This is a genomic window from Candidatus Pelagibacter sp. uisw_091, from assembly GCF_059512525.1.
In genome coordinates this window covers 1-24,239 of record NZ_CM183455.1, presented here as the reverse complement: position 1 = coordinate 24,239, position 24,239 = coordinate 1, and the positions used below count along the sequence as shown (strand labels likewise).

General features: G+C 28.9%; 22 protein-coding genes and 2 tRNA genes. 13 read left to right on the top strand and 11 right to left on the bottom strand.

The features are described from left to right. Positions 1-3,039: a pyruvate dehydrogenase (acetyl-transferring), homodimeric type gene (gene aceE, locus AC5YGA_RS00120; RefSeq protein WP_415308470.1), complete on the bottom strand. Its 3,039-nt coding sequence runs from the start codon at positions 3,037-3,039 to the stop codon at positions 1-3. 130 nt (positions 3,040-3,169) lie between these two features. Beyond that, positions 3,170-4,357 (bottom strand): acetyl-CoA C-acetyltransferase, encoded by a 1,188-nt coding sequence (locus AC5YGA_RS00115; RefSeq protein WP_415308469.1) that lies wholly within the window; start codon positions 4,355-4,357, stop codon positions 3,170-3,172. Between the two features lie 76 nt (positions 4,358-4,433). On the opposite strand from AC5YGA_RS00115, the gene AC5YGA_RS00110 reads away from it, so the two are divergent. Beyond that, positions 4,434-4,510: transfer RNA gene (locus AC5YGA_RS00110), tRNA-Arg, on the top strand. 121 nt (positions 4,511-4,631) lie between these two features. Then, on the top strand, positions 4,632-5,057 hold the full coding sequence (locus AC5YGA_RS00105; protein ID WP_415308467.1) for a PaaI family thioesterase: 426 nt from the start codon (positions 4,632-4,634) through the stop codon (positions 5,055-5,057). A 12-nt stretch (positions 5,058-5,069) separates the two neighbouring features. On the opposite strand, the gene AC5YGA_RS00100 is transcribed toward AC5YGA_RS00105, so the two are convergent. Beyond that, positions 5,070-7,091 carry a TRAP transporter permease gene (locus tag AC5YGA_RS00100; RefSeq protein ID WP_415308465.1) on the bottom strand — a complete coding sequence of 674 codons (2,022 nt, stop codon included), beginning with the start codon at positions 7,089-7,091 and terminating at the stop codon, positions 5,070-5,072. A 41-nt stretch (positions 7,092-7,132) separates the two neighbouring features. After that, complete coding sequence (locus AC5YGA_RS00095) at positions 7,133-8,158, bottom strand: TAXI family TRAP transporter solute-binding subunit (protein ID WP_415309372.1); 1,026 nt, start codon at positions 8,156-8,158, stop codon at positions 7,133-7,135. A gap of 179 nt (positions 8,159-8,337) precedes the next feature. On the opposite strand from AC5YGA_RS00095, the gene AC5YGA_RS00090 reads away from it, so the two are divergent. Genes AC5YGA_RS00090 through AC5YGA_RS00075 form a run of 4 tightly spaced genes read left to right on the top strand, consistent with a single transcriptional unit; the run spans position 8,338 to position 12,410 of the window. Then, positions 8,338-10,818, top strand: a complete 2,481-nt coding sequence (locus tag AC5YGA_RS00090; protein WP_415308464.1) for a helicase-related protein — start codon at positions 8,338-8,340, stop codon at positions 10,816-10,818. Between the two features lie 35 nt (positions 10,819-10,853). Further along, positions 10,854-11,246: a tellurite resistance TerB family protein gene (locus AC5YGA_RS00085; protein WP_415308462.1), complete on the top strand. Its 393-nt coding sequence runs from the start codon at positions 10,854-10,856 to the stop codon at positions 11,244-11,246. After that, on the top strand, positions 11,243-11,569 hold the full coding sequence (fdxA, locus tag AC5YGA_RS00080; protein ID WP_415308460.1) for a ferredoxin FdxA: 327 nt from the start codon (positions 11,243-11,245) through the stop codon (positions 11,567-11,569). Before AC5YGA_RS00085 ends, fdxA begins: the two co-directional genes overlap by 4 nt. After that, positions 11,511-12,410 (top strand): CarD family transcriptional regulator, encoded by a 900-nt coding sequence (locus AC5YGA_RS00075; protein ID WP_415308458.1) that lies wholly within the window; start codon positions 11,511-11,513, stop codon positions 12,408-12,410. The genes fdxA and AC5YGA_RS00075 overlap by 59 nt, the downstream gene beginning before the upstream one ends. 354 nt (positions 12,411-12,764) lie before the next feature. Here AC5YGA_RS00075 and AC5YGA_RS00070 read toward each other — a convergent pair whose 3' ends face one another. Together AC5YGA_RS00070 and AC5YGA_RS00065 are read right to left on the bottom strand one after the other, a co-directional pair. Continuing rightward, complete coding sequence (locus tag AC5YGA_RS00070) at positions 12,765-14,468, bottom strand: AMP-dependent synthetase/ligase (RefSeq protein ID WP_415308456.1); 1,704 nt, start codon at positions 14,466-14,468, stop codon at positions 12,765-12,767. Between the two features lie 7 nt (positions 14,469-14,475). After that, positions 14,476-14,560: transfer RNA gene (locus tag AC5YGA_RS00065), tRNA-Leu, on the bottom strand. Between the two features lie 68 nt (positions 14,561-14,628). Between AC5YGA_RS00065 and AC5YGA_RS00060 the strand changes: the two genes are divergently transcribed. The 3 genes from AC5YGA_RS00060 to AC5YGA_RS00050 are packed head-to-tail and all read left to right on the top strand — an operon-like array spanning position 14,629 to position 16,229. Continuing rightward, positions 14,629-15,225 carry a YqaA family protein gene (locus AC5YGA_RS00060; protein ID WP_415308455.1) on the top strand — a complete coding sequence of 199 codons (597 nt, stop codon included), beginning with the start codon at positions 14,629-14,631 and terminating at the stop codon, positions 15,223-15,225. Position 15,226: 1 nt separating this feature from the next. Next, a complete protein-coding gene (locus AC5YGA_RS00055; RefSeq protein WP_415308453.1) occupies positions 15,227-15,712 on the top strand; it encodes a disulfide bond formation protein B in 486 nt (161 codons plus the stop codon). Next, entirely contained in the window at positions 15,696-16,229 is a 534-nt protein-coding gene (locus AC5YGA_RS00050) for a demethoxyubiquinone hydroxylase family protein (RefSeq protein WP_415308451.1), read from the top strand. Before AC5YGA_RS00055 ends, AC5YGA_RS00050 begins: the two co-directional genes overlap by 17 nt. Here AC5YGA_RS00050 and AC5YGA_RS00045 read toward each other — a convergent pair whose 3' ends face one another. Together AC5YGA_RS00045 and AC5YGA_RS00040 are read right to left on the bottom strand one after the other, a co-directional pair. Next, positions 16,230-16,796: an HNH endonuclease gene (locus AC5YGA_RS00045; protein WP_415308449.1), complete on the bottom strand. Its 567-nt coding sequence runs from the start codon at positions 16,794-16,796 to the stop codon at positions 16,230-16,232. A 47-nt stretch (positions 16,797-16,843) separates the two neighbouring features. Continuing rightward, a complete protein-coding gene (locus AC5YGA_RS00040; RefSeq protein WP_415308447.1) occupies positions 16,844-17,503 on the bottom strand; it encodes an alpha/beta hydrolase in 660 nt (219 codons plus the stop codon). 50 nt (positions 17,504-17,553) lie between these two features. Between AC5YGA_RS00040 and AC5YGA_RS00035 the strand changes: the two genes are divergently transcribed. After that, positions 17,554-17,757, top strand: coding sequence for a twin transmembrane helix small protein (locus AC5YGA_RS00035; protein ID WP_415308446.1), 204 nt, complete (start codon positions 17,554-17,556; stop codon positions 17,755-17,757). On the opposite strand, the gene AC5YGA_RS00030 is transcribed toward AC5YGA_RS00035, so the two are convergent. Then, the gene (locus AC5YGA_RS00030; RefSeq protein WP_415308444.1) at positions 17,754-18,269 is read right to left on the bottom strand and encodes a TlpA family protein disulfide reductase; all 516 of its coding nucleotides are present in this window, start codon (positions 18,267-18,269) and stop codon (positions 17,754-17,756) included. The two genes, AC5YGA_RS00035 and AC5YGA_RS00030, sit on opposite strands and share 4 nt — an antisense overlap. Before the next feature lie 24 nt (positions 18,270-18,293). Here AC5YGA_RS00030 and argH point away from each other — a divergent pair, with 24 nt between their 5' ends. The 3 genes from argH (at position 18,294) to AC5YGA_RS00015 (ending at position 21,728) form a co-directional block, all read left to right on the top strand. Next, positions 18,294-19,682 (top strand): argininosuccinate lyase, encoded by a 1,389-nt coding sequence (argH, locus tag AC5YGA_RS00025; RefSeq protein WP_415308442.1) that lies wholly within the window; start codon positions 18,294-18,296, stop codon positions 19,680-19,682. Between the two features lie 117 nt (positions 19,683-19,799). Further along, positions 19,800-21,014 (top strand): diaminopimelate decarboxylase, encoded by a 1,215-nt coding sequence (gene lysA, locus AC5YGA_RS00020; protein WP_415308441.1) that lies wholly within the window; start codon positions 19,800-19,802, stop codon positions 21,012-21,014. Positions 21,015-21,026: 12 nt separating this feature from the next. After that, a complete protein-coding gene (locus AC5YGA_RS00015; protein ID WP_415308439.1) occupies positions 21,027-21,728 on the top strand; it encodes a lysophospholipid acyltransferase family protein in 702 nt (233 codons plus the stop codon). Here AC5YGA_RS00015 and dnaN read toward each other — a convergent pair. Then, on the bottom strand, positions 21,725-22,837 hold the full coding sequence (dnaN, locus tag AC5YGA_RS00010; RefSeq protein ID WP_415308437.1) for a DNA polymerase III subunit beta: 1,113 nt from the start codon (positions 22,835-22,837) through the stop codon (positions 21,725-21,727). The genes AC5YGA_RS00015 and dnaN overlap by 4 nt on opposite strands. Next, a complete protein-coding gene (gene dnaA / locus AC5YGA_RS00005) occupies positions 22,827-24,239 on the bottom strand; it encodes a chromosomal replication initiator protein DnaA (protein ID WP_415308436.1) in 1,413 nt (470 codons plus the stop codon). The genes dnaN and dnaA overlap by 11 nt, the downstream gene beginning before the upstream one ends.

The window sequence follows — 24,239 nt, the reverse complement described above, 5'->3', positions numbered from 1 at the left end:
TTATAGTTTTGTTGGCATTGGTTTGCTGCCATCAATGTTATACTTCTTTATGGCTTCTTTAGCATATTTTGAGGCTATTAGTTGTTCTTTTGCTAGTACGCTAAGTCCATAAGTAACAATATGTTCTTTATCAACTTCAAAAAAATTTCTAAGGTTTTTTCTAGTGTCGCTTCTTCCATAACCATCTGTACCTAAAGAATAAAAACTTTTATTAGTATAAGGTCTGATTTGATCAGAATTCATTCTCATATAATCTGAAGCTGCCAAGATTGGTCCTTCAGTTTTTCCTAAACACTGCTCTACAAATGAAACCTTTTGTTCTTTATCGGGATTTAAAAGATTATACCTCTCAACTTCCATACCATCTTTTCTCAACTCGTTAAAACTAGTGACACTCCAGATTTCACTATCTATCTGATATTCATTTTGAAGGATTTCTGCTGCAGTTATCATTTCTCTCAATATTGTGCCTGAACCTAAAAGTTGAATTTTAGTTTTTTTATATTTGTTGAACTCTTTAATTTTATACATTCCTTTAAGAATTCCTTCTTCACAATTCTTATCTTTTGGTATACTTGGATGTGAATAATTTTCATTCATGGTTGTGATATAATAAAAAACATTCTCATTTTTTTCATGCATTCTTCTCAAACCTTCTCTAAAAATAACAGCTAGCTCATAATGAAAAGTTGGATCGTATGTCACACAATTTGGTATTGTTGAGGCTATCAAGTGACTGTGTCCATCTTGGTGTTGTAGTCCTTCACCAGCTAAAGTAGTTCTTCCAGCTGTTGCTCCAATTAAAAATCCTCTAGCCTGACTGTCTCCACCTGCCCATGCAAGGTCACCTATTCTTTGAAAACCAAACATAGAATAAAAAATATAAATTGGTATCATTTCAATATCATGATTAGTGTAGGAAGTTGCAGCAGCAATCCATGACGACATTGCTCCAGCTTCATTAATTCCTTCTTCTAGAACTTGTCCAGTTTTCTCTTCTCTGTAAGAACTTAACTGAGCAGAATCTTCTGGTTCATACTTTTGACCTTCGTGTGCATATATTCCTATTTTTTGAAAAAATCCTTCCATACCAAAAGTTCTTGCTTCATCAGGAATAATTGGAACTAATCTTGGTGAAACATTTTTGTCTCTTAATAAATTTGTAAACATTCTAACTAATGCCATGGTTGTGGACATTTCCTTTTCACCCGTTGATACTTTCATAAAATCAAAAATATCTTTTGCTGGTGCTTTAATAGGTTTTGAATATGTTGTTCTTTCAGGTAAGTGACCACCAAGTCTCATTCTCTTTTCTTTAATATATTTAATCTCTAGTGATTTTTCATCAGGCTTAAAATATTCAACATTTTTTACTTGTTCATCTGTTAATGGGACATCAAAACGATCTCTATAATATAGCAAATCATCTACATCTAATTTTTTAGTTTGATGAGTAGTGTTAACACTTTCACCTGTTTTTCCCATACCATAACCCTTAATGGTTTTAGCAATTATAACCGTTGGGCTACCTTGGTTTTTTGATGCCCGGTCGTATGCTGCATAAACTTTATGAGGGTCATGACCACCTCTATTTAATCTCCAAATATCTTTATCTGATAAACTAGAAACTAGCTCTTGAGTCTCTAGATATTTCCCAAAAAATTTTTCTCTAACATAAGCTCCATCTCTAGCTTTCATTGCTTGATATTCACCATCAACAGTTTCATTCATAGTTTTAACTAAGTGACCTGTTTTATCATTAGCAATCAATGAGTCCCAGTAAGAACCCCAAATTACTTTAATTACATTCCAACCAGCTCCTCTAAAGCTTCCTTCTAGCTCTTGAATAATTTTTCCATTACCTCTGACAGGTCCATCTAATCTTTGAAGATTGCAGTTTACAACAAATATTAAATTATCCAGTTTTTCCCTAGCTGCTAATCCTATTGCACCTAAAGATTCGGGTTCATCCATTTCTCCATCACCAAGAAATGCCCAAACTTTTCTACCTTCATCTTTAATTAATCCTCTGTTAATTAAATATTTCATGTATCTCGCCTGATAAATTGCAAGCATAGGCCCTAGTCCCATTGATACAGTTGGAAACTGCCAAAACTTTGGCATCAACCAAGGATGTGGGTATGAAGAAAGTCCACCTGGTTTTACTTCTTGTCTAAAACTATCTAATTGTTTTTCATTTAATCTACCTTCTAGAAATGCTCTAGCATAGACGCCTGGTGCACTATGACCTTGAAAATAAACTAAATCACCACCAAATTTATTATTCTTAGCTCTCCAAAAATGATTCATTCCTACATCATAAAGTGTTGCTGCTGATGCAAATGTACCTATATGGCCACCTAATTCAGGAAATTTTTTATTTGCTCTAACAACCATGGCTGCTGCATTCCATCTAATTAAAGATCTAATTCTTCTTTCAATATTCTGATCTCCATTAGACTTAACTTCTGCCTCTGGTGGGATTGTATTAATGTAAGGAGTGTGCTGTGTATAAGGAATATTTGCACCTTCTCGATATGCTTTGTTAATTAATTCTTTTATCAAAAAATGAGCTCTTTGATTTCCATCTTTTTCAACAACTGCAGATAAAGACTCTAACCAATCTTGAGTTTCTAATGGATCAATATCATTGCCATTTGTAACCTGAATTATTGTTTGTTTTTTTTCCACAACTGGGCTTTGTTCAGTGGTCGCTTCTTTTTTTTCATTTTTTAAAACTGATTCTGCTTGTTTAATAATACTTTCTGTATCTTTAGGAATTGGCTTTTCTGAAGGGCTTTCTTTTGAAGGCTCAACACTTAACAATAAATCCCCTTTAGAAACTTTATCACCCACTTTAATATTTACAGATTCTACCTTACCAGTGACTGTTGATGGAATTTCAACGCTAGATTTATCACTCTCAATAGTAACAATAGGATCATTTAAGTTTATTTTATCTCCAACTTTTACTAAAAGTTCAATAACCTCAACTTTTTCAAATTCACCAATATCTGGGACAAGTAATTTTTCACTCATTATTTAAATCGATTTATACACCTAAAAAAAACTATATCTCATGTTATTTTAGCACAATAATAAGTTTTTTTATGCAAACCTGTATTTTTATTGAACAAAAAACTTAAAAAATTAACAAATAAATAAGAAATTAATTTCTTTCAATGCACATGGCTATACCCATTCCACCACCAATACAGAGAGTAGCGCACCCTTTGTTTTTATTTTGTTTTATCATTTCATGAATAAGGGTTACTAAAATTCTGGTTCCAGAAGCTCCAATTGGATGTCCTAATGCAATTGCTCCACCATTAACATTCACAATTTTTTTAGGAATTTTAAGATCTCTAATCACAGCAATACTTTGAGCTGCAAATGCTTCATTGACTTCAAATAAATCAATATCTTCAATTTTCCATCCTGCTTTTTCTAAAGCTATATTAACAGCCATAATTGGACCTAGTCCCATCAATGAAGGCTCAACACCACAAGTTGCCCAGGAGACCACTTTTGCTAAAGGTTCTATACCTCTAAGTTCCGCCTCTTCTCTAGACATTAAAATAGTTGCTGCCGCACCATCATTTATTCCTGATGAATTACCCGCCGTAACTGTTCCATTTTCTTTAAAAACAGTTTTTAATTTTTTTAAATCCTCTAAGTTTAAATTACTTCTTGGATGTTCATCTTTTTCAAAAATAAAATTTTTATCATCTGTATTAATATTTAATTTAATTAACTCGTTTTTGAATTTATCATTACTTATGGCATCTTGTGTTTTTTTTTGAGAATTGAAGGCGAACATATCCTGTTCATCTCTAGAAATTTGATACTTTTCTGCTACATTTTCTGCCGTAACGCCCATGTGATAATTATTAAATGAGTCTATCAGTCCATCATTGACCATTGTATCAACTAATTTATTTTCATTTAATTTTTTATCTTCTCGATAAAGTATTGTATGTGGTGCTCTAGACATATTTTCTTGTCCACCAGCGATTATAATTTTATTTTCACCTAGTTTAATAGATTGATATCCTGAAATTACAGATCTTAATCCAGATCCACATACTTGATTAATTGCATGTGCAGGTTTTGAAACTGGAATTCCAGCATGAATAGAAGCTTGTCTTGCTGGGTTTTGCCCTAATCCAGAAGTGAGAACGTGTCCCATAATCACCTCATCAATATCGTCTGATTTTAATTTTGATTTATAAACAGCTTCTTTAATAGCTAGTGCACCAAGTTTATCAGCACTAAGACCTTTTAAAGATCCTTTATATGTGCCTATAGGTGTTCTTAATGCAGCTGTAATAACCACATCATTTGATTTTTTGCTCATTGATAGTACAGCATAATATTTTATAACTTAAATTACATCAAAAACTTTGATATGTTGGACAAAATTATTTAATTAAGGACCGCTGGCCAAATTGGATAAGGCGCTCGGCTACGAACCGGGAGATTCCAGATTCGAGTTCTGGGCGGTCCACCAAAAAGGATAGATAAAAATGTTAGATTGGCTATTAAAATCATCACTACAAAAATCAGTTATATATTTTTTTATAATTATTTTTATAATTTTATTAATTTTAACTTTCGTATTATAAAGAATTATGAATAATAAATTTGAGCAAATAAGTATTAGACCTGGCTTTATGAAACACAATGGTGGTGTTTTATTTAGAACTATTTCTGAAACAGAGTATGAGTTTAAAAGTACAATTAATGAAAATCATTTAAATGCAGCTGGAATAACTCACGGTGGTTATTTATCAGCCTTAATTGATGCCGGAGTAGGTACTGCAGCTCACAGGGCATCTGGAAATGCACCTTGTGTAACTATTTCATTGGATTTAAAATTTATTGGTGCCTCTAAACTAGGTGATATAATTACTGGCTTTACAAGAATTCTTAAAAAGACCAATACACTAATATTTTTATTTTGTGAGCTGAAATGTAATAATAAAATTATAACCTCAGCATCAGGTATTTGGAAAATTTTAAAAATAAAACCATCTGATCTTGGTCCTGGTGGTTAATTTTAATTAAGTTTAATTCTTAATTTTTTTATTCATTATTTGCAAAATAAATATAGGGCTAATAACAATAAAACCAAAGATCATAGTTTTAATTCCTGGTGCAACAAAAAATAATGAAACAATTCCAATGATCCATCTTTCTAGGACAGAAAGTGGTTTAAACCAGTAACCTGAAAATGCTATACCAATAAGAGCAATCCCTATCATTGCACCCAATAAAGTTATTAATAGAGTTATTAAATTAAAATCATCAGTTATTAAAAGTAAGGAAGGAGAAAAAACAAATACAAATGGCACTAATGCTTTCGCTATACCCAACCTAAATGCTGTATTACCTGTTTGGAATGGATTAGATTTTGCTATTCCTGAAGCAGCATAGGCTGCTAATGCTACAGGTGGGGTAATATCTGCTAAAACTCCATAATAGAATACAAAAAAATGTGCCACTAATGGTTCAATATTTAATTGAGCTAGAGCGGGAGCTGCAACAGCCACAAGTATTATATAGGTTGCCGTAGTTGGAATTCCTGCCCCCATTATGATGCATGAAATTGCAATTAATATTAATGAAAAAAATAAAGTAAGTTCTTCCAATGAAAAATAAGAGATAGGCCAAATATTTCCAAAAAAAATTCCTATATCTCCTGCTGTTTGTAAAACAACAAATCCTAATCTAAAACCCACACCTGTTAAGGTAACCACACCTACAATTATACCAACACAGATAGCAGCTGCGCCAACAGCAAGAGTATTTTTTGCTCCTGAGGCAAAACAATTAAACAAATCTTTTAAAGTAAGTTTATTTTTAGGTTTTAATATACCCACTACTACGCACGATATAATTGCATATATTGCTGCAAAGTCTGGTGTCTTTCCAGATAAAATAAAATATACCAAAATAAAAAGAGGTATTAACGAAAGCCAATTTTCTTTTAATACATAAAAAAATTTAGGCATCTCTTTATCTTCTAATCCTCTAAGCCCTAATTTTTTTGCCTCAAGATGAACCATGATAAAAATTCCAAAATAATGAAGAAGTGCAGGAATTAATGCTGCCGCCAAAATATCTTTAAGGGGTATCTCTAGATACTCAACCATAATGAAAGCTGCAGCACCCAATATCGGAGGAGTAATTTGGCCACCTGTTGAGGAGGCCGCTTCTACTGCTCCTGCAAAATGTGCAGGATAACCAATTTTTTTCATAGCAGGAATTGTCAATGATCCCGTTGTAACTGTGTTTGCTATAGATGAGCCTGAAATAGTTCCCATAAAAGCTGAAGAAAATATTGCAACCTTTGCTGGCCCACCTGAAAACCTTCCCGCTACAACCATTGCTAAGTCAATAAACAATTTTCCAAGACCCACTTTTGTTGCCAAAACACCAAATAAAATGAATAGAAAAACATATTGAGCCATAACACCAACGGCAATGCCATAAACGCCCTGATTTGTTATATAAATATGATTAACGAAACCCAACCAACTTGTTCCTCCGTGCTTCAAAGCACCAGGAGCTAAAGGTCCAAAAAGAGCAAATAGAGTAAAAATTATTGCAATAATTGGAAGTGTTGGGCCAACAGAACGTCTTGCAGCTTCTAGAGTTAAAACTATTAATACAGAACCAATAAAAACATCTAACAACCCTGGATTGCCCACTATGCTTGCGAGTTCTTTAGATGGAAGAAATGGTAAGTATAAAGCCGAACCAACTGCTAAAAATGCAAATATATAATCTAAAATAGAAATATTTTGAAAATAAAAATATCCTTTATTAGTTTTGTTTAAATCTTCTTTTTTGTTCCAGCCAAATAATAAAAAGACTAAAGCTAATACAAATGAAATATGAATTCCTCTATGTAGAACTTCTCTTACCAAACCAAAACCGGAGGCCCAAAAATGATAGACTGACATTAAGACTAATAATAATGAAACTAATACTTCGAGTTTTACACCTAACTTTCTAAACGAAAGTTGAGGATCGTAATTTTTTTCGATTTCTTCTAATTCTTTTTCTGTTGGGATTTGATTATTCATAAAAAAACCCTGGGTTTTAGACCCAGGGTTTAATGTATTATTTATTTAATTAGACCTGCTTCTTTATAGAAACGCTCTGCTCCAGGATGCAATGGTACACCAACACCTGCCAAGGCAGTATCTGGTGTAATTGTTTTTCCTTTTGAATGTCCAACATCCATCAACTTACGAGACTCGGAGTTCCACAAAGCTTTAGTAATATTGTAGATTAAGTCATCGTCTTCTTTTGCAGATGTAAACCATTGAGCACCTACAGCTACAGTGCTAGTTGATTTAACACCTTCATAAGTGCCTTCTGGTATTGAGCTTTGAGAAAAGAAACCATGCTTATCAGTTAATTTTTTTGCTCCAGCACCATCAATTGGAATCAACTTTATTGAAACAGAAGATGCTAGTTCTACTAATGCGCCAGTAGGATATCCAGCAACTACAAAAATTGCATCGACTTTTCCGTTTCTTAAAGCGTCTGTTGCAGCGTTACCTTTTAATGCTTCGGCTTGTACATCTTTTTCACTAAGACCATTTGCTTCTAATATTAAAAGTGCATCCACATATGTTCCTGAACCTGGCTCATCTAATGATACCTTTTTTCCTTTTAAATCTTTTACAGATTTAATTTTGCTTTTCTTTAAAGTAACTAAATGAATGTGCTCTTCGAATAAAGCCGCTATTGTTCTTAAATCTTTGGCAGGCTCTTTGCCTTCCATAGTTCCAGTTCCAGTATAAGCCCAATAAGCAACATCAGATTGTGCAAATCCTGAATTTCTTAAACCAGATATAATCGCATTTACATTATCCACTGATCCTCTTGAAGAAACAGCTGATGCAATTAAACCATCAACACCACAACTTCCGCCTTTGCCACATTCTCTTGATCCTGGAGGTTTAGAAATTGCATTAGCAATCATTCCTCCAACTGGATAATAAGTATATGCCGTTCCACCAGTACCTATTGTAAAGAAAGAAAGCTCTGCAGAATATGTTTTACCTGCAAAACTAGCTATCAAGAACAATGTTATGGCAAATTTTTTGAATAAATCTTTAAACATTTTTTCTCCTATTTTTATTAATGAAAATAATTGTTACACTATGTTATAGTTAACGGACATATTTATTAATCAGATTGATTTAAAAAAAGTAAAATGAGAACTTTTTCTCCTGCGATTCGGTCATGTTTTAGCCTATTTTTGTTCTTTATGAGTAACAACATGTGGTGGAGTATAAATTAAAGGTACCATTAATAGAAATGTCTAAAAACAAAATTACAGCTGTTCTCGGTCCAACAAATACTGGAAAAACATACTTAGCGATTGAAACTATGCTTTCTTTTGATTCGGGAATGATTGGTTTTCCCCTGAGGCTGCTTGCGCGTGAAGTTTATGACAAAATTATTAAAAAAATTAGTGTAGATAAAGTTGCCTTAATTACTGGTGAAGAAAAAATCATTCCTTCAAATGCAAAATATTTTCTTTGTACAGTAGAATCTATGCCAATTAATAAACATTTGGATTTTGTTGGAATAGACGAAATACAAATGTGTGCAGATCATGAAAGAGGTCATATTTTTACTGATAGATTATTAAACCTACGTGGAGAAAAATTAACTATGTTTATGGGTTCGAGCACGATTAAAAATATAGTAAATAAATTAGATGAAGATACAGAATTTATAAATAGAGAAAGACTCTCTAAACTTACCTATGTTGGCCATAAAAAAATTTCAAGAATAAATAGAAAAACAGCCATAATTGCTTTTTCAACTGAAGAAGTTTATGCAATTGCAGAACTAGTTAGAAGACAAAAAGGTGGGGCGGCTATTGTTATGGGTTCGTTAAGTCCTAAGACACGAAACGCGCAAGTTCAACTATATCAATCTGGAGATGTTGATTTTCTAGTCGCAACTGATGCAATTGGAATGGGAATTAATATGGATTTAGAAAATGTTTTTTTTTCAAACTTAAAAAAATTTGATGGGAGAAAATTAAGGCGTCTTAACATGTCTGAAATTGGACAAATTTCTGGAAGAGCAGGCAGATATTTAAATGATGGAAACTTTGGAATTACTGGAGACTGTAAAGAAATTTCTGCAGAACAAGTTGAATTACTTGAAAATCACAAATTTGAAGAAATTAATATTCTTTTTTGGAGAAATTCTAATTTAAATTTTAATAACGCTTTAAGTTTAGTTAAATCACTTGAAGAAAAACCCAATAGTGATTGGTTAAAAAAAATACATGAGTGTGGAGATGAAAAACTTTTAAAATATTTTTTAAAAGATATGGATGGTCACAATATTAAAAACAATCAAGAAACATTAGAATTACTTTGGGAATGTTGTCAAATTCCTGATTTTGTTAAGAAAACCTATGGCAACCACCTTGAGGTCGTTAGTAAAGTTTTTAGTTTTTTGAATGGTAAAGATGGCAAAATTACCGATGATTATATGAGGTTACAGTTAGTAAAATTGGATAAATTAGATGGAAATGTTGATTCTTTATCAAATAGAATTGCAAATGTTAGGACTTGGTCATATGTTTCAAATAAAATTAATTGGGTAGAAAGCCAAAGTTATTGGATAGAAAAAACAAAATTATTAGAAGACAGATTATCTGACAGACTACATGAAGAACTTACTAAAACTTTTATTGATAAAAGAGCCAGTGTGCTCGCAAGAGGATTAAAACAAGATATGGAATTCAAAACTGAGATAATGGATGATGATAAAGTAATAATTGATGAACAATTTATTGGTAATTTAAAAGGTTTAAGATTTGAGCTGGATTTAAAAACTGGTGCACTTGAAACTGATATTAAATCGCTAAAAAAAGCAGCAAGACAAACTGTTGGCCCAGAGCTACAAAAAAGAATTCAATCAATTATAGATACGGGATTAATAGAAATAAAAGATGATTTTAAAATTTATTGGAAAAATTTTCCGATTGCTAGATTAATGGCTGGTAAGGATTATTTAAATCCAGAAATCTTTTTAATAGTAGATGATATTTTAGAAAATGATGATAAAAAAAAATTATCAGAATTTATTGGAAATTGGACTAAAGAAAAAATAAATTTAGTACTAAAAAGTCTAATTGACTTAAAAAATTTAAAGGAAAGTAACTCATCAATTAAAGCTTTGGCTTATCAATTATATGAAAATAATGGTGTAATTAAAAGAGAGGCAGTAGCTGAATATTTAAAAAAACTTGGTCAAGATGAAAGAAAAATTTTAAGAGATTTAGGTGTAAAATTTGGAAGATATCATGTTTTTTTATTTAAATTATTAAAGCCTGAAGCTGTGTCCCTAAGAACATTATTATGGAAAAACTTTAATCAAAAAAAATTTGATCTAACTCCTCCTACTTTTGGTTTAAACTTTTTAGATAATAAAAATATAAAAGATAAAAACTTTATGCTTCTTTGTGGTTTTGAAAGTTTTGATAATTATTTTGTTAGAATAGATATTTTGGAAAGGTTATTTGTACAAATAATAAACTCTGACCCCGAAAAAGGTAAAGAAATTAAACTAGTTCCTGAGATGCTTAATTTATTAGGATGCAGTAAAGAAAATTTTAAAAAATTAATTGAAAAAATGAATTATAAAACACATGAGAAAGACAAAGATATTTATTTCAAATATAGCCCACAAAAACAAATTAAGAAAAACCTTAAAAAATCATCACCTTTAAACAATCCATTTAAGGTATTAAAAAATTTAAATTTTAGTTAGTGATTAGCTTTTTTAAAAACAAAAGGAAAGATAATATGGATGATGATAAATCTTATTCTAATATTGCAGCTTTATTAATTCATGTAGCAAAAATTGATGAAAATTATGAAGATAAAGAAAAAGAGATTATAAAGAAAACTTTGATTGAATTAGGTGCAGAAAGTTCAAATATAGATAAATTAATTTCAGATGCGTCAATTATTGAAGAAAATTCAAACCAAATACTAAACTTCACAAAAGAGGTTAAAAATGCTCCAGAGTCAGATAAGATTAGAATTATTGAATCTCTATGGAAAATCATTTATTCAGATGATAGTGCAGATATGTATGAGACAAACTTAATGAGGAGACTTGCTGGTTTATTATATATAGATGCTAAAATAATGGGTGACTTAAAAGAAAAAGTAAAAAAAGAATTAAACAAATGACCTACCTTGTAAATGATAAATGTATTAAATGTAAACTGATGGACTGTGTTGAAGTTTGTCCAGTCGATTGTTTTTATGAGGGTAAAAATATGCTTGTAATTAAACCAGACGAGTGTATAGATTGTGGCGTTTGCGAGCCAGAATGCCCTGTTGATGCTATAGTAGCTGATACAGAGTCTGGAAGCGAAAAGTGGCTTGAAGTGAATACAAAATATTCTGAAATTTGGCCAAACATAACTGAAAAAAAAGATCCTCCAGAGGATCATGAAAAGTATAAAAATGAAGAAAACAAGTTCGACAAATATTTTAGCGAAAATCTTTAAAAAAACTTCTACAAAAAAAGTAACAAAAAAGTCTGTCGTTAAAGCAAATAAAAAGCCTAAAGCTAAAACAGCTAAAAAAGCTGTTTCTATAAAAAAAGCTAAAGTGATAAAAACCTCAGCCAAAATTAAAAAGAGTTTAAAAACAGTTAATTTAAAACCTATTCCTCAAAAAGTAGAAATTAAAACTTCTAATTTAAGAATTTCAAAAAGTAACGAGGTTAAACCTGAAATTAAAAAAGTAAAAAAACAGGAAACTGCAAAAAAAGAATATAAAGTTAAAGACTATGTTGTTTATCCAAAGCACGGTGTAGGACAAATTACTGAATTTAAAAAGATTAATATTGGTGGAATTGATGTTGAGACATACGTACTTAAGTTTGAAAAAGATAAGGCTAATGGAATGGTTCCAGTAAATAAGCAGTCTCATCTTAGACCACTAGCGACTATTAATCAGGTCAATAAATGTATATCTATTTTAAAAAGCAAGCCGAAAATTAAAAGATCTATGTGGAGTAGAAGAGCACAAGAATATGAAGCTAAAATTTCATCAGGTAAAATTTATGAACTTGCTGAGGTTGTTAGAGATTTAAATAAAGGTGATGATCTAATGGTTGATCAATCTTACAGTGAAAGACAGCTTTTTGAAAAGGCTTATGAAAGAATCCTATCAGAATTTCAAATAGTAATGGGAGTATCATTAGAAGATACACAGAAAAAATTAGACAAAGCATTAAAAAGAAATCTAGAAGGGCAAGGAAAAGCTATTGCCGCTACTACTAAGATTGTAGAGCCAGAGACATCTGAAACTGAAGTTGCTACTTCTGATAATACTGAGAATTAAAAATTAGGCGAAAAAAAACGCCTCTCACACAAAATGTTATGAGAAGCGTTTTTTGAAAAGACTAAGATACTATCTTTTTCTTTTCTTCGCTTTTTTAGCTTTTTTAGCTTTTTTCTTAGTTTTCTTTTTAGCTTTTTTAGCTTTTTTTCTTGTAGCCATCTTTAGCTCCCTGTTTAAGTTAAACGAATCAAAGTGATTCGCTGTTAACTTATTTTTATTTTTTTATACAAGTGATGTCAAATCTTTAATTAAAGAAAAATTTAATGTTTTTTTTATATAATATTTTTTTTCTTTTTTTTATTATGTAAAAAAGGTTAGATTTTATGCGACTTATAATCTACTTAAAAAATAAAATTAGAAACATTTTTCAAAATCTTTTTTATAATTTTTTATAATTTTAAATCTTTTTAATTTTAATGTAGGTGTCATCATATTATTTTCTATTGTGAATTGATCTTTAACTATAAAAAATTTTTTTATTTTTTCTATTTTAGATAAATTTCTATTTATTTTATCTATCTCTTGTTGAATTTGCTCTTCAGTAATATGTTTATGTTCCCTACTTAGAACTATCAAACAAACCAAATATGGTTTGTTGTCACCATAAACTACACTTTGTTCTATAAAGTCAGATTTATTTAAATCATTTTCAATTTTAATTGGTGAAATATTATCTCCACCAGGAGTTATTATTATATCTTTCTTTCTATCTGTTATTTTTAAAAATTCTCCATCAAATTCTCCAATATCACCAGTGTATAGCCATCCGTTTTTTAAAACCTTTTCTGTTTCTTCACTATTTTTCCAATAACCCAACATGACGTTTTCACCTTTTACAATTATCTCACCGTCATCTGCAATTTTAACCAAATTTCCCTCAAAGGGTTTTCCAACTGTTTCAACTCTAATATTTTCTATTGAATTACAGCTTACAACTGGTGAAGTTTCTGTTAAACCATATCCTTGCAATGTTGGTAAACCAATTGCATTTAAAAAAAATCCTACCTCTTTATCTAGAGCTCCACCTCCTGAAATGAAGGCCTTTAAGTTTCCTCCAAATTGATTTTTAATTTTTTTTCTTACTAATTTTTCACAAATAAAATTAATCAATTTTTCAATTAATGAAAATTTTTTTTTGTTAAGTTTTTTCTTTCCCAGCTGAACAGTTTGATTAATTAAGATTTTTTTTAATCCCTTAACTTTACTAAATGACGCATTAATTTTTTGATGTAAATTTTGATAAAACCTGGGTACAGCTGTCATTATTTCTGGGGAACATTCGTTCATATTTTTAATTAACTTATCTATACTTTCAGCATAAAATACTCTTGCTCCAACAACTATCTGCACAAATTGAACTGTGTGCTCATATGAATGTGATAGCGGCAACCAAGTTAAAAATTTTGGATTTTTTGAAATAAAAGTTTTTAATAATTGATTTGCTCCTTCACAATTATTAAGTATCCCACCATGACTTAACATAACACCTTTTGGGTTTCCTTGTGTTCCTGAGGTATAAATTATGCATGCCATATCTGTTCTTTGAATTTTTAAATCTGAGAAATTTTGATTTTTAGAATTACTTCTTTTAAAGATATCTTGTATTCTTAAATTTAATTTCTCGTTAATATTTTCTTTATTTTCAAAGAAAATAATTTTTTTAATAAAATCATTTTTCGAAATTATGCTTTTAATTTTTTTATACTGGATTTCATCTGAAATAATAATAACTGTGGGTGTACAATCATTAATAATATACTCATAGTCTCTTTCTGTATAAGTTGTGTATGCAGGAACTGTAACTCCACCTGATAACATAATTGCAAGGTCTGATATCATCCATTCCGGTCGATTTTCTGAAACTAATAAACATCTATCACCTTTTTTAATGTATTTTGATATTTCTTCAGATAGTTTATTTATATTCAAATAAACTGCTTCCCATGAATATTCTATTTTTGGCTCTTTTAATGACTGTAAGAAAATACTTTCCTTATTTTTACTTTGATATTGTTTATAAAATAATTCTAATAAATTATTTATTTTATTTATTTGCATATATTTTTGGTGGGCGAAGAGAGAATCGAACTCTCATTTCTTGCGAAACACGATTTTGAGTCGTGCGCGTCTACCAGTTCCGCCATTCGCCCTGAGTTTTTCATTATTATAACTTTAATATTAAATAGTATAAGAACTTAATTTATATTAAAACCAAAAAATGTTTAATGAATTATATCAAAAATCTTTAACGCTTGCTTCTCATAAAAGTGCAAAAGTATTTTTGGCAATTATATCTTTTGTAGAAAGCTCTTTTTTTCCTATTCCGCCTGATGTCATGATCGTTCCTATGGTTATTGCAAAAAAAAATGATTATTTAAAAATATTTATGATTGCTACACTTTTCTCTACTTTGGGCGGTATTCTAGGATATTTTATTGGTGTATATTTTTTAGATTTTGGAATGAGTGTTGTGGGTTTTTATGGCTATGAAGAAAAAGTACTTAGTCTTAAGAATGATCTAACAAGTGGGACTGGTTTTTATATTTGGCTAGCCACTTTATTTCTTGCCGGCTTTACGCCTCTTCCATTTAAAGTGTTTACTATAACCAGCGGTATGATTGATTTCAATTTATTCATATTCCTTCTTATTTGTCTGTTTTCTAGAGGTTTAAGATTTTTTATTATTTCTTTTCTTTCGTTCAAATTAGGTGACACATTTAATGCATTTATGAAAACAAAGGCTGCAATGTGGTCTACGATCATAGGAATTATAATTGTATTAATTTTTTTGGTGATATATTTTGTTACTAAATAATATGTATAAAGTTAAAAACAAATTAGTACTTAATTCAATACTAGTATTTAGTATCTTTGCAATCTTTGTTGCATACTTCATCCAATATGTATTGGGCCATAATCCTTGTAATTTATGCTTGATCGAGCGAATACCTTATATTTTTTCGATAATAATTATTTCTATTTGTTTATTTACTAAAAAATTTGAAAAATTTACTTTAATAATTTTAAGTTTAACTTTTTTAATTGCAGCCTTATTGTCTTTCTATCATTTTGGAATTGAACAAGGGTTTATTAAAGAGTCATTAGTTTGTGATTTAAATACTCCAAATAATGACTTGTCTAAAGAAGCTCTTTTAAATCAACTAAAACAAATGCCAATCAGCTGTAAAGACGTGACCTTTAAGATTTTTGGTTTATCTCTTGCGACTTTTAATATTTTTATTTCTGTAGTACTAAGTGTTATAACAATAAATATTTTTCTAAATTATGAAAAAAACAAATAAAATTAAAGTTGAAGAATTTATAAGAGTTGATCATGCAGGTGAGCGTGGTGCTATAAAGATATATGAAGGTCAATTATTAGCTTTAAATACTTTCATTAAAAATGATGAATTAAAAAAAATAATCCAAGAAATGAAAGAGCATGAAAAAGAACATTGTAATTATTTTGAAAATGAAATTAAAAAAAGAAATATTAAACCTACAAAACTTTTACCCTTGTGGGATCTGCTAGGTGTTGGTTTGGGATTTGGTTCTACTATTCTAGGAAAAAAAGCTGCAATGCTCTGTACTGCTTCAGTTGAGGAAGTGATTCAAGAACACTATGCAAATCAAATTGAGCAACTTGGGTCAGATGAAAAAAAACTAAGAGACAAAATTATAAAATTTAGAGAAGATGAGCTTGATCATAAAGATATTGCTTACGAGGAGGGTGCTACTAAAGAAGGTCCTTATTCTATTTTAGATAAAATTATAAAAACTGGTTCAAAAATTGCCATTAATATATCAGAAAAAATATAATTAAGCCTCTAACTCGACATCCCAGTATAAATAATCCATCCAGCTCTTATGTAGAAAATTTGGAGGAAAGTATTTGCCATTTTTGTGTAAATCTTCTGTTGATGGTTGAAAAGGCTTTTGATTAAGAATCATTTCAGAATTTTTCAATAGTTTACCACCTTTTTTGACATTGCATGAAGAACATGCGGTAACAACATTACCCCAATTTGTCTGTCCCCCTTTAGATCTTGGAAGCAAATGATCAAATGTTAGTTCTTGATTACTACCACAATATTGGCATGAAAATCTATCTCTCAAAAAAACATTAAACCTTGTAAAGCTTGGATTGGACTGTGGTTTGATGAAGCTTTTTAAAGCAATTACACTTGGCAACTTCATATTAAATGATGGGCTTCTGATAACTTTATCATAATTACTAACAATAGTTACTCTATCTAAAAAAACAGATTTTACCGAGTCTTGCCAGCTCCATAGAGACAATGGATAATAACTCAATGGTCTATAATCTGCATTTAAAACTAATGCAGGACATTTTTCTAAAGAAAGATTTTGATCAGCAAAAAACATAATAAAATTCTAACTGAAAAAAATTATTTTATCAATAAATAGAATTTCTATTTAATTTTAAAACTATTTTTTATATAATTTAATGCAACACTTGAAGCTTCAACAGGAATATGATGTTCACAATCTTTTATCATTTTTGTCTCTATTTCAATATTGTTTCTTATTAAAAAGTCTTTAGCTTCTAATAAAAAAGTTGGTGAAACAACTTCATCTTTATCTCCATGCAATAAAAGCATTTTTGTTGAAGAAGTTTTTCTCTTAATAAGGTCTTCTTGATTAATTACTTTGCCAGAAAAACCTACAATACAGTTATAGTTTTCTTTGCTTGTTAATCCCAAATTTAAAGACATCATGCTACCTTGGCTAAAGCCTGATAAACAAATTTCTGAATTTTTTAAACTATATTCATCTTTTATTTCTTCAATAAATTGTTTAAGCTTTATTTCAGCCCTTTTTGACTGCTCTAAAATATATTCTGAGTCATCTCTAGTTAAATCAAACCATTGGTACCCTGTCGGATTAATTACACATTTTTCAAGCCCATTTGGACATAAAAAAATAGTATTAGGTAAAAATCTCTTCCAATTAAGAGTTATCATACTTATATCTTTTCCATCCCCTCCATACCCATGAAGTAAAATAATAGCATTTTTAATTGATATATTTTTTTCTGGTTTTATGATTGTAGTTGTCAGACAAAATGTCATAGATGTTTTTATTATGTTTTTTTATATAAAAAACACTCTACTATACAATTATGATTTCTGGAACTTTAGTTAAGATTTTAGGTATTGTCCTTTTAATAGTTGTTGCTGTTGTATTAATTCTGGGTATCGGAACCTTGTTTAAAGGTGGAGAGACTAGTAAAAAATATTCAAACAAGCTAATGCAGTTAAGAGTTCTTTTTCAGTTTATAGCTATAGTAGTCTTAGTCTGTTTTGCTTATTTTTTTAAAAATTAATTATAATTTTTTAACCAATTAATAAATTCTTCATTACTAAAATCAATAGAACCCATAATTCTTGCAAACTCCTTACCCTGTTTATTAAATAAAATAGTAGTTGGAACTCCTCTTAGGGAAAATTTTTTTGCCAGAGTAATGGGTGCATCTATATAAATATCTAAATTTTGGATATTCAGTTCCTTAAAAAAAAATTCTGATTTAGATACATCTTCTTGACCAATGTTTATTGGAAAAATTTTTAAATTACTAAAGTTACTATTTGATTGAAGACTGTCTAATGATGGCATTTCTTCTTTACAGGGCGCACACCAAGTTGCCCAAAAATTTAATAATATTAATTTTCCTTTAAAATCATCTAAATCAACCTTTTTTTGATTTATATCCATGAAGATTACATTTTCGTATAATTTTGGATTTTTAATTAAAACTAAATTTTTTATATCAGGCTTTTCAAAAGCATAACCAAAGTTAGTTGTTATTAAATATATAAATATTATTAATAATTTCATACTAAATATGTATAATTGATTATCATGGTAAAAAATAAAAACAATAAAGCAATATGGGGGTCAAGAATTAAAAAAGATGCCTCTACATTTTTCCAAAAAGTAGGCAATTCAATAGATATTGATAAAAAACTTTTTAAGGAAGATATCTTGGGTTCAATTGCGCATATTGAGATGCTGTTTAGACAGAAAATTATTACTTTTAAAATTAAGAATAAAATAATTTATGGACTAAATAAAATTGAAAAGGAGATTTTAAAAAATAAATTTGAATATAATAGGAAATACGAAGACATTCACATGAATATTGAAAAAAGACTATTTCAAATAATCGGTGAAGAGGCAGGATATGTGCATACTGCTAGGTCTAGAAATGATCAAGTAATTACTGATTTTAAAATGTGGACTACATCAGCTACTAAGAAGATCAATAAAAACTTAGATAACATTATAAAAACAATTCTTAAAATTTCTGAAAAAAATATTGAAACAATAATGCCAGGTTTTACACATTTAAAAAATGCCCAAGCAGTATCATTTGCACACTATTTAATGGCTTATGTGGAAATGTTTATTAGAGATAAAAAAAGATTTACTTATAATTTAGAAAACTTATCAGAATGTCCTCTTGGTGTTGCAGCTTTAACAGGAACTTCTTTTAATATTGACAGAAATTTTACTTCAAAAAAATTAGGATTTAAAAGACCTACAAATAACTCAATAGATACCGTTGCTGACAGAGATTTTGTTATAGATTTTTTATACAGCGTATCAGTTTGTTCTATGCACATTTCAAGAATTGCAGAAGAGTTAATTATTTGGAACTCAGATGGTTTTAATTTAATTACTCTTTCAGATAAAGTTGTTACGGGATCTTCAATAATGCCACAGAAAAAAAACCCAGATTTATTAGAATATTTAAGAGGAAAAACTGGCTCAACTTATGGAAATCTATTTTCAATGTTAACCATTCTTAAAGGTCTACCCTTATCTTATTTCAAGGATTTGCAGGATGATAAAGAGATACTATTTAAATCTAATGAAATTCTTAACAATTGTATTGCAATTCTTAATGAAGTTTTAAAAAACATGAAACCAAATAAACAACAAATGTTAAAACTTGCAAATTCAGGTTACATTACAGCTACAGATTTGGCCGATTATCTTGTTAAAAATCATTCAATGCCATTTAGAAAGGCCTATCAAACTACGGCTATGATTGTTAATTTTGCAGAAAAAAAAAGAAAAAAATTAAATGAACTTAGTATTGAAGAATTAAAGAAAATTGAACCAAAGCTTACAGCTGAAGTATTGAGAGTATTTAATATAAAAAACTCAGTAAATTCAAAAAAATCCTATGGTGGAACATCTTTTGATAATATTAAAAAAATGATAATAAAATATAAAAAAGTATAAAATGATAAAAAAACTAATTTTAATTTCTATATTCAGTATTTTGTTATTCTCTTGTGGAAAAAAAGGAGATCCTGAATATAAAGCGGCCAAATACAATGCCCTTACATTTAAGATTTAATGAAATATATCAATAAAAGTCTCTTCATTGAAAATGTTAAAATTGAGGATATTGCTAAAAAATTTAATACTCCAATTTACTGTTATTCATATAAGCAATTGAAAGAAAATATAATCAACTTCAAAAAAAACTTTAAATCATTTTCTCCACTAATATGTTTTGCAATTAAATCTAATACTAATGTTAATTTGATTAAAGAAATTAGAAAATTTGGATTAGGTGCAGATGTGGTTTCAATGGGAGAATTGATGGTGGCACTTAAAGCTGGTGTAAACCCAAAAAAAATAGTTTTTTCAGGAGTAGGAAAAACATCAAGTGAAATAAGCTATGCGATTGATAAAAATATTTTATTAATAAATGCTGAATCTAAAAGTGAAATTAATGAAATTGAAAGAATTGCAAAATCAAAAAATAAAATCATAGATATTGGCATTAGATTGAATCCAAATACAGATGCAAAAACTTTAAAACAAATCTCAACTGGCAAGAAAGAAAATAAATTTGGTGTAGATGAAAAAACATTTTTTGATCTTGTAAATTATTCTAAATTATCAAAAAATATTAATCTTAAGTGTTTAAGTGTTCATATAGGAAGTCAAATTTTAGATTATCGACCATATGAAAAAATGCTTAAGGTATTAGATAAGATTATCAAAAAAAGTAATTATAAATTTAAATTTATTGATCTTGGTGGTGGCATGGGAATATCTTATGAAAAAAATAATAAAAAACTCAATTATCAAAAATACAATATTGCTATAAAAAAATTCTTAAAAAATCATAATTCTAAAATTATATTTGAACCAGGTAGATCAATAGTTGGTAACACAGGGTCACTTCTTTCAAAAATTATTTATATAAAAGAGAATAGTAAGAAAAATTTTATTATATTAGATGCTGCAATGAATGACCTTATGAGACCAGCATTATATGGTGCAAACCATAGAACTTTACCCGTAATAAAAACAGGTCAAACTTCAAAAAAAACCTATGAATTTGTTGGGCCAATTTGTGAAAGTACTGACAAATTTACAACTTTAAAAAAATTTCAAAAATTAAAAGAAAAAGACCTTATAGTAATGTGTGATGTTGGAGCTTATGGTGTATCATTGAGCTCAAACTACAATGTTAGACCAAAGCCAACAGAAATATTAATCAAAGGCTCTAAAATTAATGTTATTAAAAAAAGGCAAAAACTAGAAGACCTGATTTAATTCTTCGTAAAAATGATAAGAAACTTTTTATTTTCTCTTTTCTTTTTTACTGGAATTATTTTTATTTCTTTAATATTTATTCCAGCAATCCTTTTGCCAAAAAAAATAGTTTTATTTGGTGGAAAAATTATGGGCTATTGGACTTCTTTCTGTCTACAAATTTTTTTATCCACTAAAATAATTATTAAAGGTAAAGAGAATATAATTGAAAATAAAAAGTTTTTTATAGCATCTTCTCATCAATCGATGTTTGAAACTTTTTTTTTACAAACAATTTTTAATTCTCCGGTTTTTATTCTAAAAAAAGAGTTATTAATGATACCTATATTTGGTTGGTATCTTAGAAAAATTGGCTCAATATCAATTAAAAGAAATAGAGTATTAAAAGAAAACCTTGGTTTTTTTGACAACATTTCAAAACAAATTAACTCATCAGACAGACCTTTAATAATTTTTCCACAGGGAACAAGATTGCCTCCTGAGGAGAGAATTCCTTTCAAAAAAGGTTCTGGTAGAATTTATGAACAACTAAAAATTTTATGTCAGCCAGTGGCTATTAATTCTGGAAATACATGGCCAAAAAAAGGTTCAAAAAAAATGAATACAATTTTAACTATCTCAATTTTAAAACCTATTGAACCTGGGTTAGATAAAGAAATTTTTTTAAAACAATTGGAGAATGCTATTTATACTGAACTGGATGTTCTGAACTAACCCTTCATAGGCATTACAACAAATATACTATCAAAGTCACCTGGGTCTTTAATTAAAGCTGGAGATCCTGTGTCATTAAAAAAAATTTCAATTTTATCTCCATCTAGTTGGGATGCAACATCAATCAAATATCTAGAATTAAAACTAATTTCTAAATCATGCTCAAATTTAACATTTAAACTTTCTTTTCCATCACCACTATTAGTATTATTAACAGATAAATTTAAAATATCTTTTGATAAGCTAAATTTTACACCATCTTTTTTGTCTAATGAAACTGAAGCAACCCTATCAACAGAGTCTAAAAATAGTTTAAGCTCTATTTCCAATTTTTTTTGATTACTTTTGGGTATTACCTGTATATAATTAGGAAACTTTCCATCAATTAACTTTGAAATTAAAATACTATTATTCAATTCAAATTTAATTTTAGATTTAACATTTGAAATTTTTACATCACCATCGTAGTTCTCTAGTAAAGAGCATAATTGAAATATTGTTTTTTTGGGTAATATAATTGGTTCGAAGTCTATCTTTTGATCCAATCTTATTTTAGATATGGACATTCTATGACTATCAGTTGCAGCTGCTGTTAAGAAAATTTTATCTTCAATTTCAGTCTGATGAAAAAAAATTCCACTTAAGTAATGTCTTGTTTCATCGTTTGAAACAGAGAATTTACATTTATTTAACAATTTTAATAACTGTTTAGATTTTATTGAAAACTCATTTTGATTGAAGTTTTCATCTGTTAATGGAAATTCAGATGCACTAATGCAATTTAAATTAAAGACTGATTTTTCAGACTCAACTTGAAGCTTACTAACTTCTGTTAAAGACAAATTAATTTTTTTTCCTGATGAAAATTTTCTTATGATATCATACATGATTGATGAAGTTGTAGTCGTATTTCCCTCTTCAAGAACCTCTACATTATTAATTTGATGGATGAATATTAGATCTAAATCTGTTGCTGTAATTGTTAAACTTGAACTACTAGCATTTAATAAAACATTTGATAAAATTGGAAGTGTACTTCTTTTTTCTATTACACCCTGACAATAGTTCAGAGCTTGTTGTAAGTCTTGTTGGTTAACGTTAAATTTCATTCTCTTTAGTATATAATATTTGATTTTTTAAGTTATTAATATTGTTGTTCATTTCTGTGTCTTTTTCCTTCAATCTTTCAATTGTTTTAACTGAATGTATGATTGTGGTATGATCTCGATTAGAAAATTCTCTACCTATTTCTGGTAAAGATTTAGAAGTCAATATTTTAGTTAAATAAATAGCGGTCTGTCTTGGTCTAACTAGATATCTCGATCTTCTTGAAGATAACATTTCATTTTTACTTATTTTAAAAAATTTACAAACAGTAGATTGGATTAAATCAATTGTTACTTTATTTTCACCTATATTTAGCAAATCTTTTAGAACAACTTTAACCTCAGATAAATTGGGTACCTTGTTATATATTCTTGAAAAAGAGACTACTCTATTAATCGCACCAACCAACTCTCTTATACTTGTTGTAATTTCAGTACTAATAAATTTTTGTATTTCTTCAGAGATATTTACTTGATTAGAATAAAAAACATTAAGCTCTTCTGTTTTTTGTTTAACGATTTTACTTCTAAGCTCATAATCTGGTTTTTGAATATCGACAACTAAACCACCCGCGAATCTTGATTTAATTCTATCTTGGATTCTAGATAGTTTGTTTGGAGCTCTGTCTGCAGAAATTATTACTTGAGAACCTTTATCAAGCAATGCATTAAATGTATGAAAGAACTCTTCCTGCATTGCTTCCTTACCATTCATAAACTGAATATCATCAATTAATAAAATATCAGTATTTCTAAAATATTCTTTAAATTTTACCATATCATTGGATTTGATAGATTTAACAAATTGATACATAAATCTCTCTGCAGAAATAAACATCACTTTATGCTTATCTTTCAATGAAAGGCCAATTGAATTCAATAAATGAGTTTTACCCATTCCAACTCCACCATAAATATAAAGTGGATTGTAGTGAGAAATATTTTCTGAAACTTTTAATGATGCTTCGTATGCTAATTTATTACTAGTTCCAGTTATGAAATTATCAAATCTTTTATTAGGATCAATTCTATTGTATTGTAAGTATGTATCTTTAATGAACGATACATTTTCATTATCTATACTTGATTGAACATTGTTTTGAACATCCATATTAGTATTTTTTTCAACAATTTTAAATTCAATTCTTGTTAAATCTTTTTTATATACTTTTACAACTTGTAAAATTTGATCTAAATATCTTGAAGTAATCCAGTCTCTTATAAATCTAGTTGAGACAGAGAGTAAGATATAATTGCTCATCTCCTCAACAAAATCTATTTTTCTAAGCCAGCTTTCATATATATCACTACCTAGCTTAACCTTCATGTCTTTTTGAATGACAGTCCAATCTAAGGCTTCTGATAAAGTATCTTTTAAATTTTGTGTTGTATTATTGCTAGACAT

Bases quoted from the DNA above. Each gene is read 5' to 3' on its own strand.
- lysA (WP_415308441.1), top strand. From the start codon at position 19,800: ATGAAATATATCAATAAAAGTCTCTTCATTGAAAATGTTAAAATTGAG.
- AC5YGA_RS00075 (WP_415308458.1), top strand. From the start codon at position 11,511: ATGAAAAGTATAAAAATGAAGAAAACAAGTTCGACAAATATTTTAGCG.
- AC5YGA_RS00035 (WP_415308446.1), top strand. From the start codon at position 17,554: ATGATTTCTGGAACTTTAGTTAAGATTTTAGGTATTGTCCTTTTAATA.
- AC5YGA_RS00040 (WP_415308447.1), bottom strand. From the start codon at position 17,503: ATGACATTTTGTCTGACAACTACAATCATAAAACCAGAAAAAAATATA.
- AC5YGA_RS00015 (WP_415308439.1), top strand. From the start codon at position 21,027: ATGATAAGAAACTTTTTATTTTCTCTTTTCTTTTTTACTGGAATTATT.
- AC5YGA_RS00085 (WP_415308462.1), top strand. From the start codon at position 10,854: ATGGATGATGATAAATCTTATTCTAATATTGCAGCTTTATTAATTCAT.
- dnaN (WP_415308437.1), bottom strand. From the start codon at position 22,837: ATGAAATTTAACGTTAACCAACAAGACTTACAACAAGCTCTGAACTAT.
- AC5YGA_RS00105 (WP_415308467.1), top strand. From the start codon at position 4,632: ATGAATAATAAATTTGAGCAAATAAGTATTAGACCTGGCTTTATGAAA.
- AC5YGA_RS00070 (WP_415308456.1), bottom strand. From the start codon at position 14,468: ATGCAAATAAATAAAATAAATAATTTATTAGAATTATTTTATAAACAA.
- AC5YGA_RS00055 (WP_415308453.1), top strand. From the start codon at position 15,227: ATGTATAAAGTTAAAAACAAATTAGTACTTAATTCAATACTAGTATTT.
- AC5YGA_RS00060 (WP_415308455.1), top strand. From the start codon at position 14,629: ATGTTTAATGAATTATATCAAAAATCTTTAACGCTTGCTTCTCATAAA.
- AC5YGA_RS00100 (WP_415308465.1), bottom strand. From the start codon at position 7,091: ATGAATAATCAAATCCCAACAGAAAAAGAATTAGAAGAAATCGAAAAA.
- AC5YGA_RS00115 (WP_415308469.1), bottom strand. From the start codon at position 4,357: ATGAGCAAAAAATCAAATGATGTGGTTATTACAGCTGCATTAAGAACA.
- dnaA (WP_415308436.1), bottom strand. From the start codon at position 24,239: ATGTCTAGCAATAATACAACACAAAATTTAAAAGATACTTTATCAGAA.
- AC5YGA_RS00045 (WP_415308449.1), bottom strand. From the start codon at position 16,796: ATGTTTTTTGCTGATCAAAATCTTTCTTTAGAAAAATGTCCTGCATTA.
- AC5YGA_RS00030 (WP_415308444.1), bottom strand. From the start codon at position 18,269: ATGAAATTATTAATAATATTTATATATTTAATAACAACTAACTTTGGT.
- AC5YGA_RS00090 (WP_415308464.1), top strand. From the start codon at position 8,338: ATGTCTAAAAACAAAATTACAGCTGTTCTCGGTCCAACAAATACTGGA.
- aceE (WP_415308470.1), bottom strand. From the start codon at position 3,039: ATGAGTGAAAAATTACTTGTCCCAGATATTGGTGAATTTGAAAAAGTT.
- fdxA (WP_415308460.1), top strand. From the start codon at position 11,243: ATGACCTACCTTGTAAATGATAAATGTATTAAATGTAAACTGATGGAC.
- AC5YGA_RS00050 (WP_415308451.1), top strand. From the start codon at position 15,696: ATGAAAAAAACAAATAAAATTAAAGTTGAAGAATTTATAAGAGTTGAT.
- argH (WP_415308442.1), top strand. From the start codon at position 18,294: ATGGTAAAAAATAAAAACAATAAAGCAATATGGGGGTCAAGAATTAAA.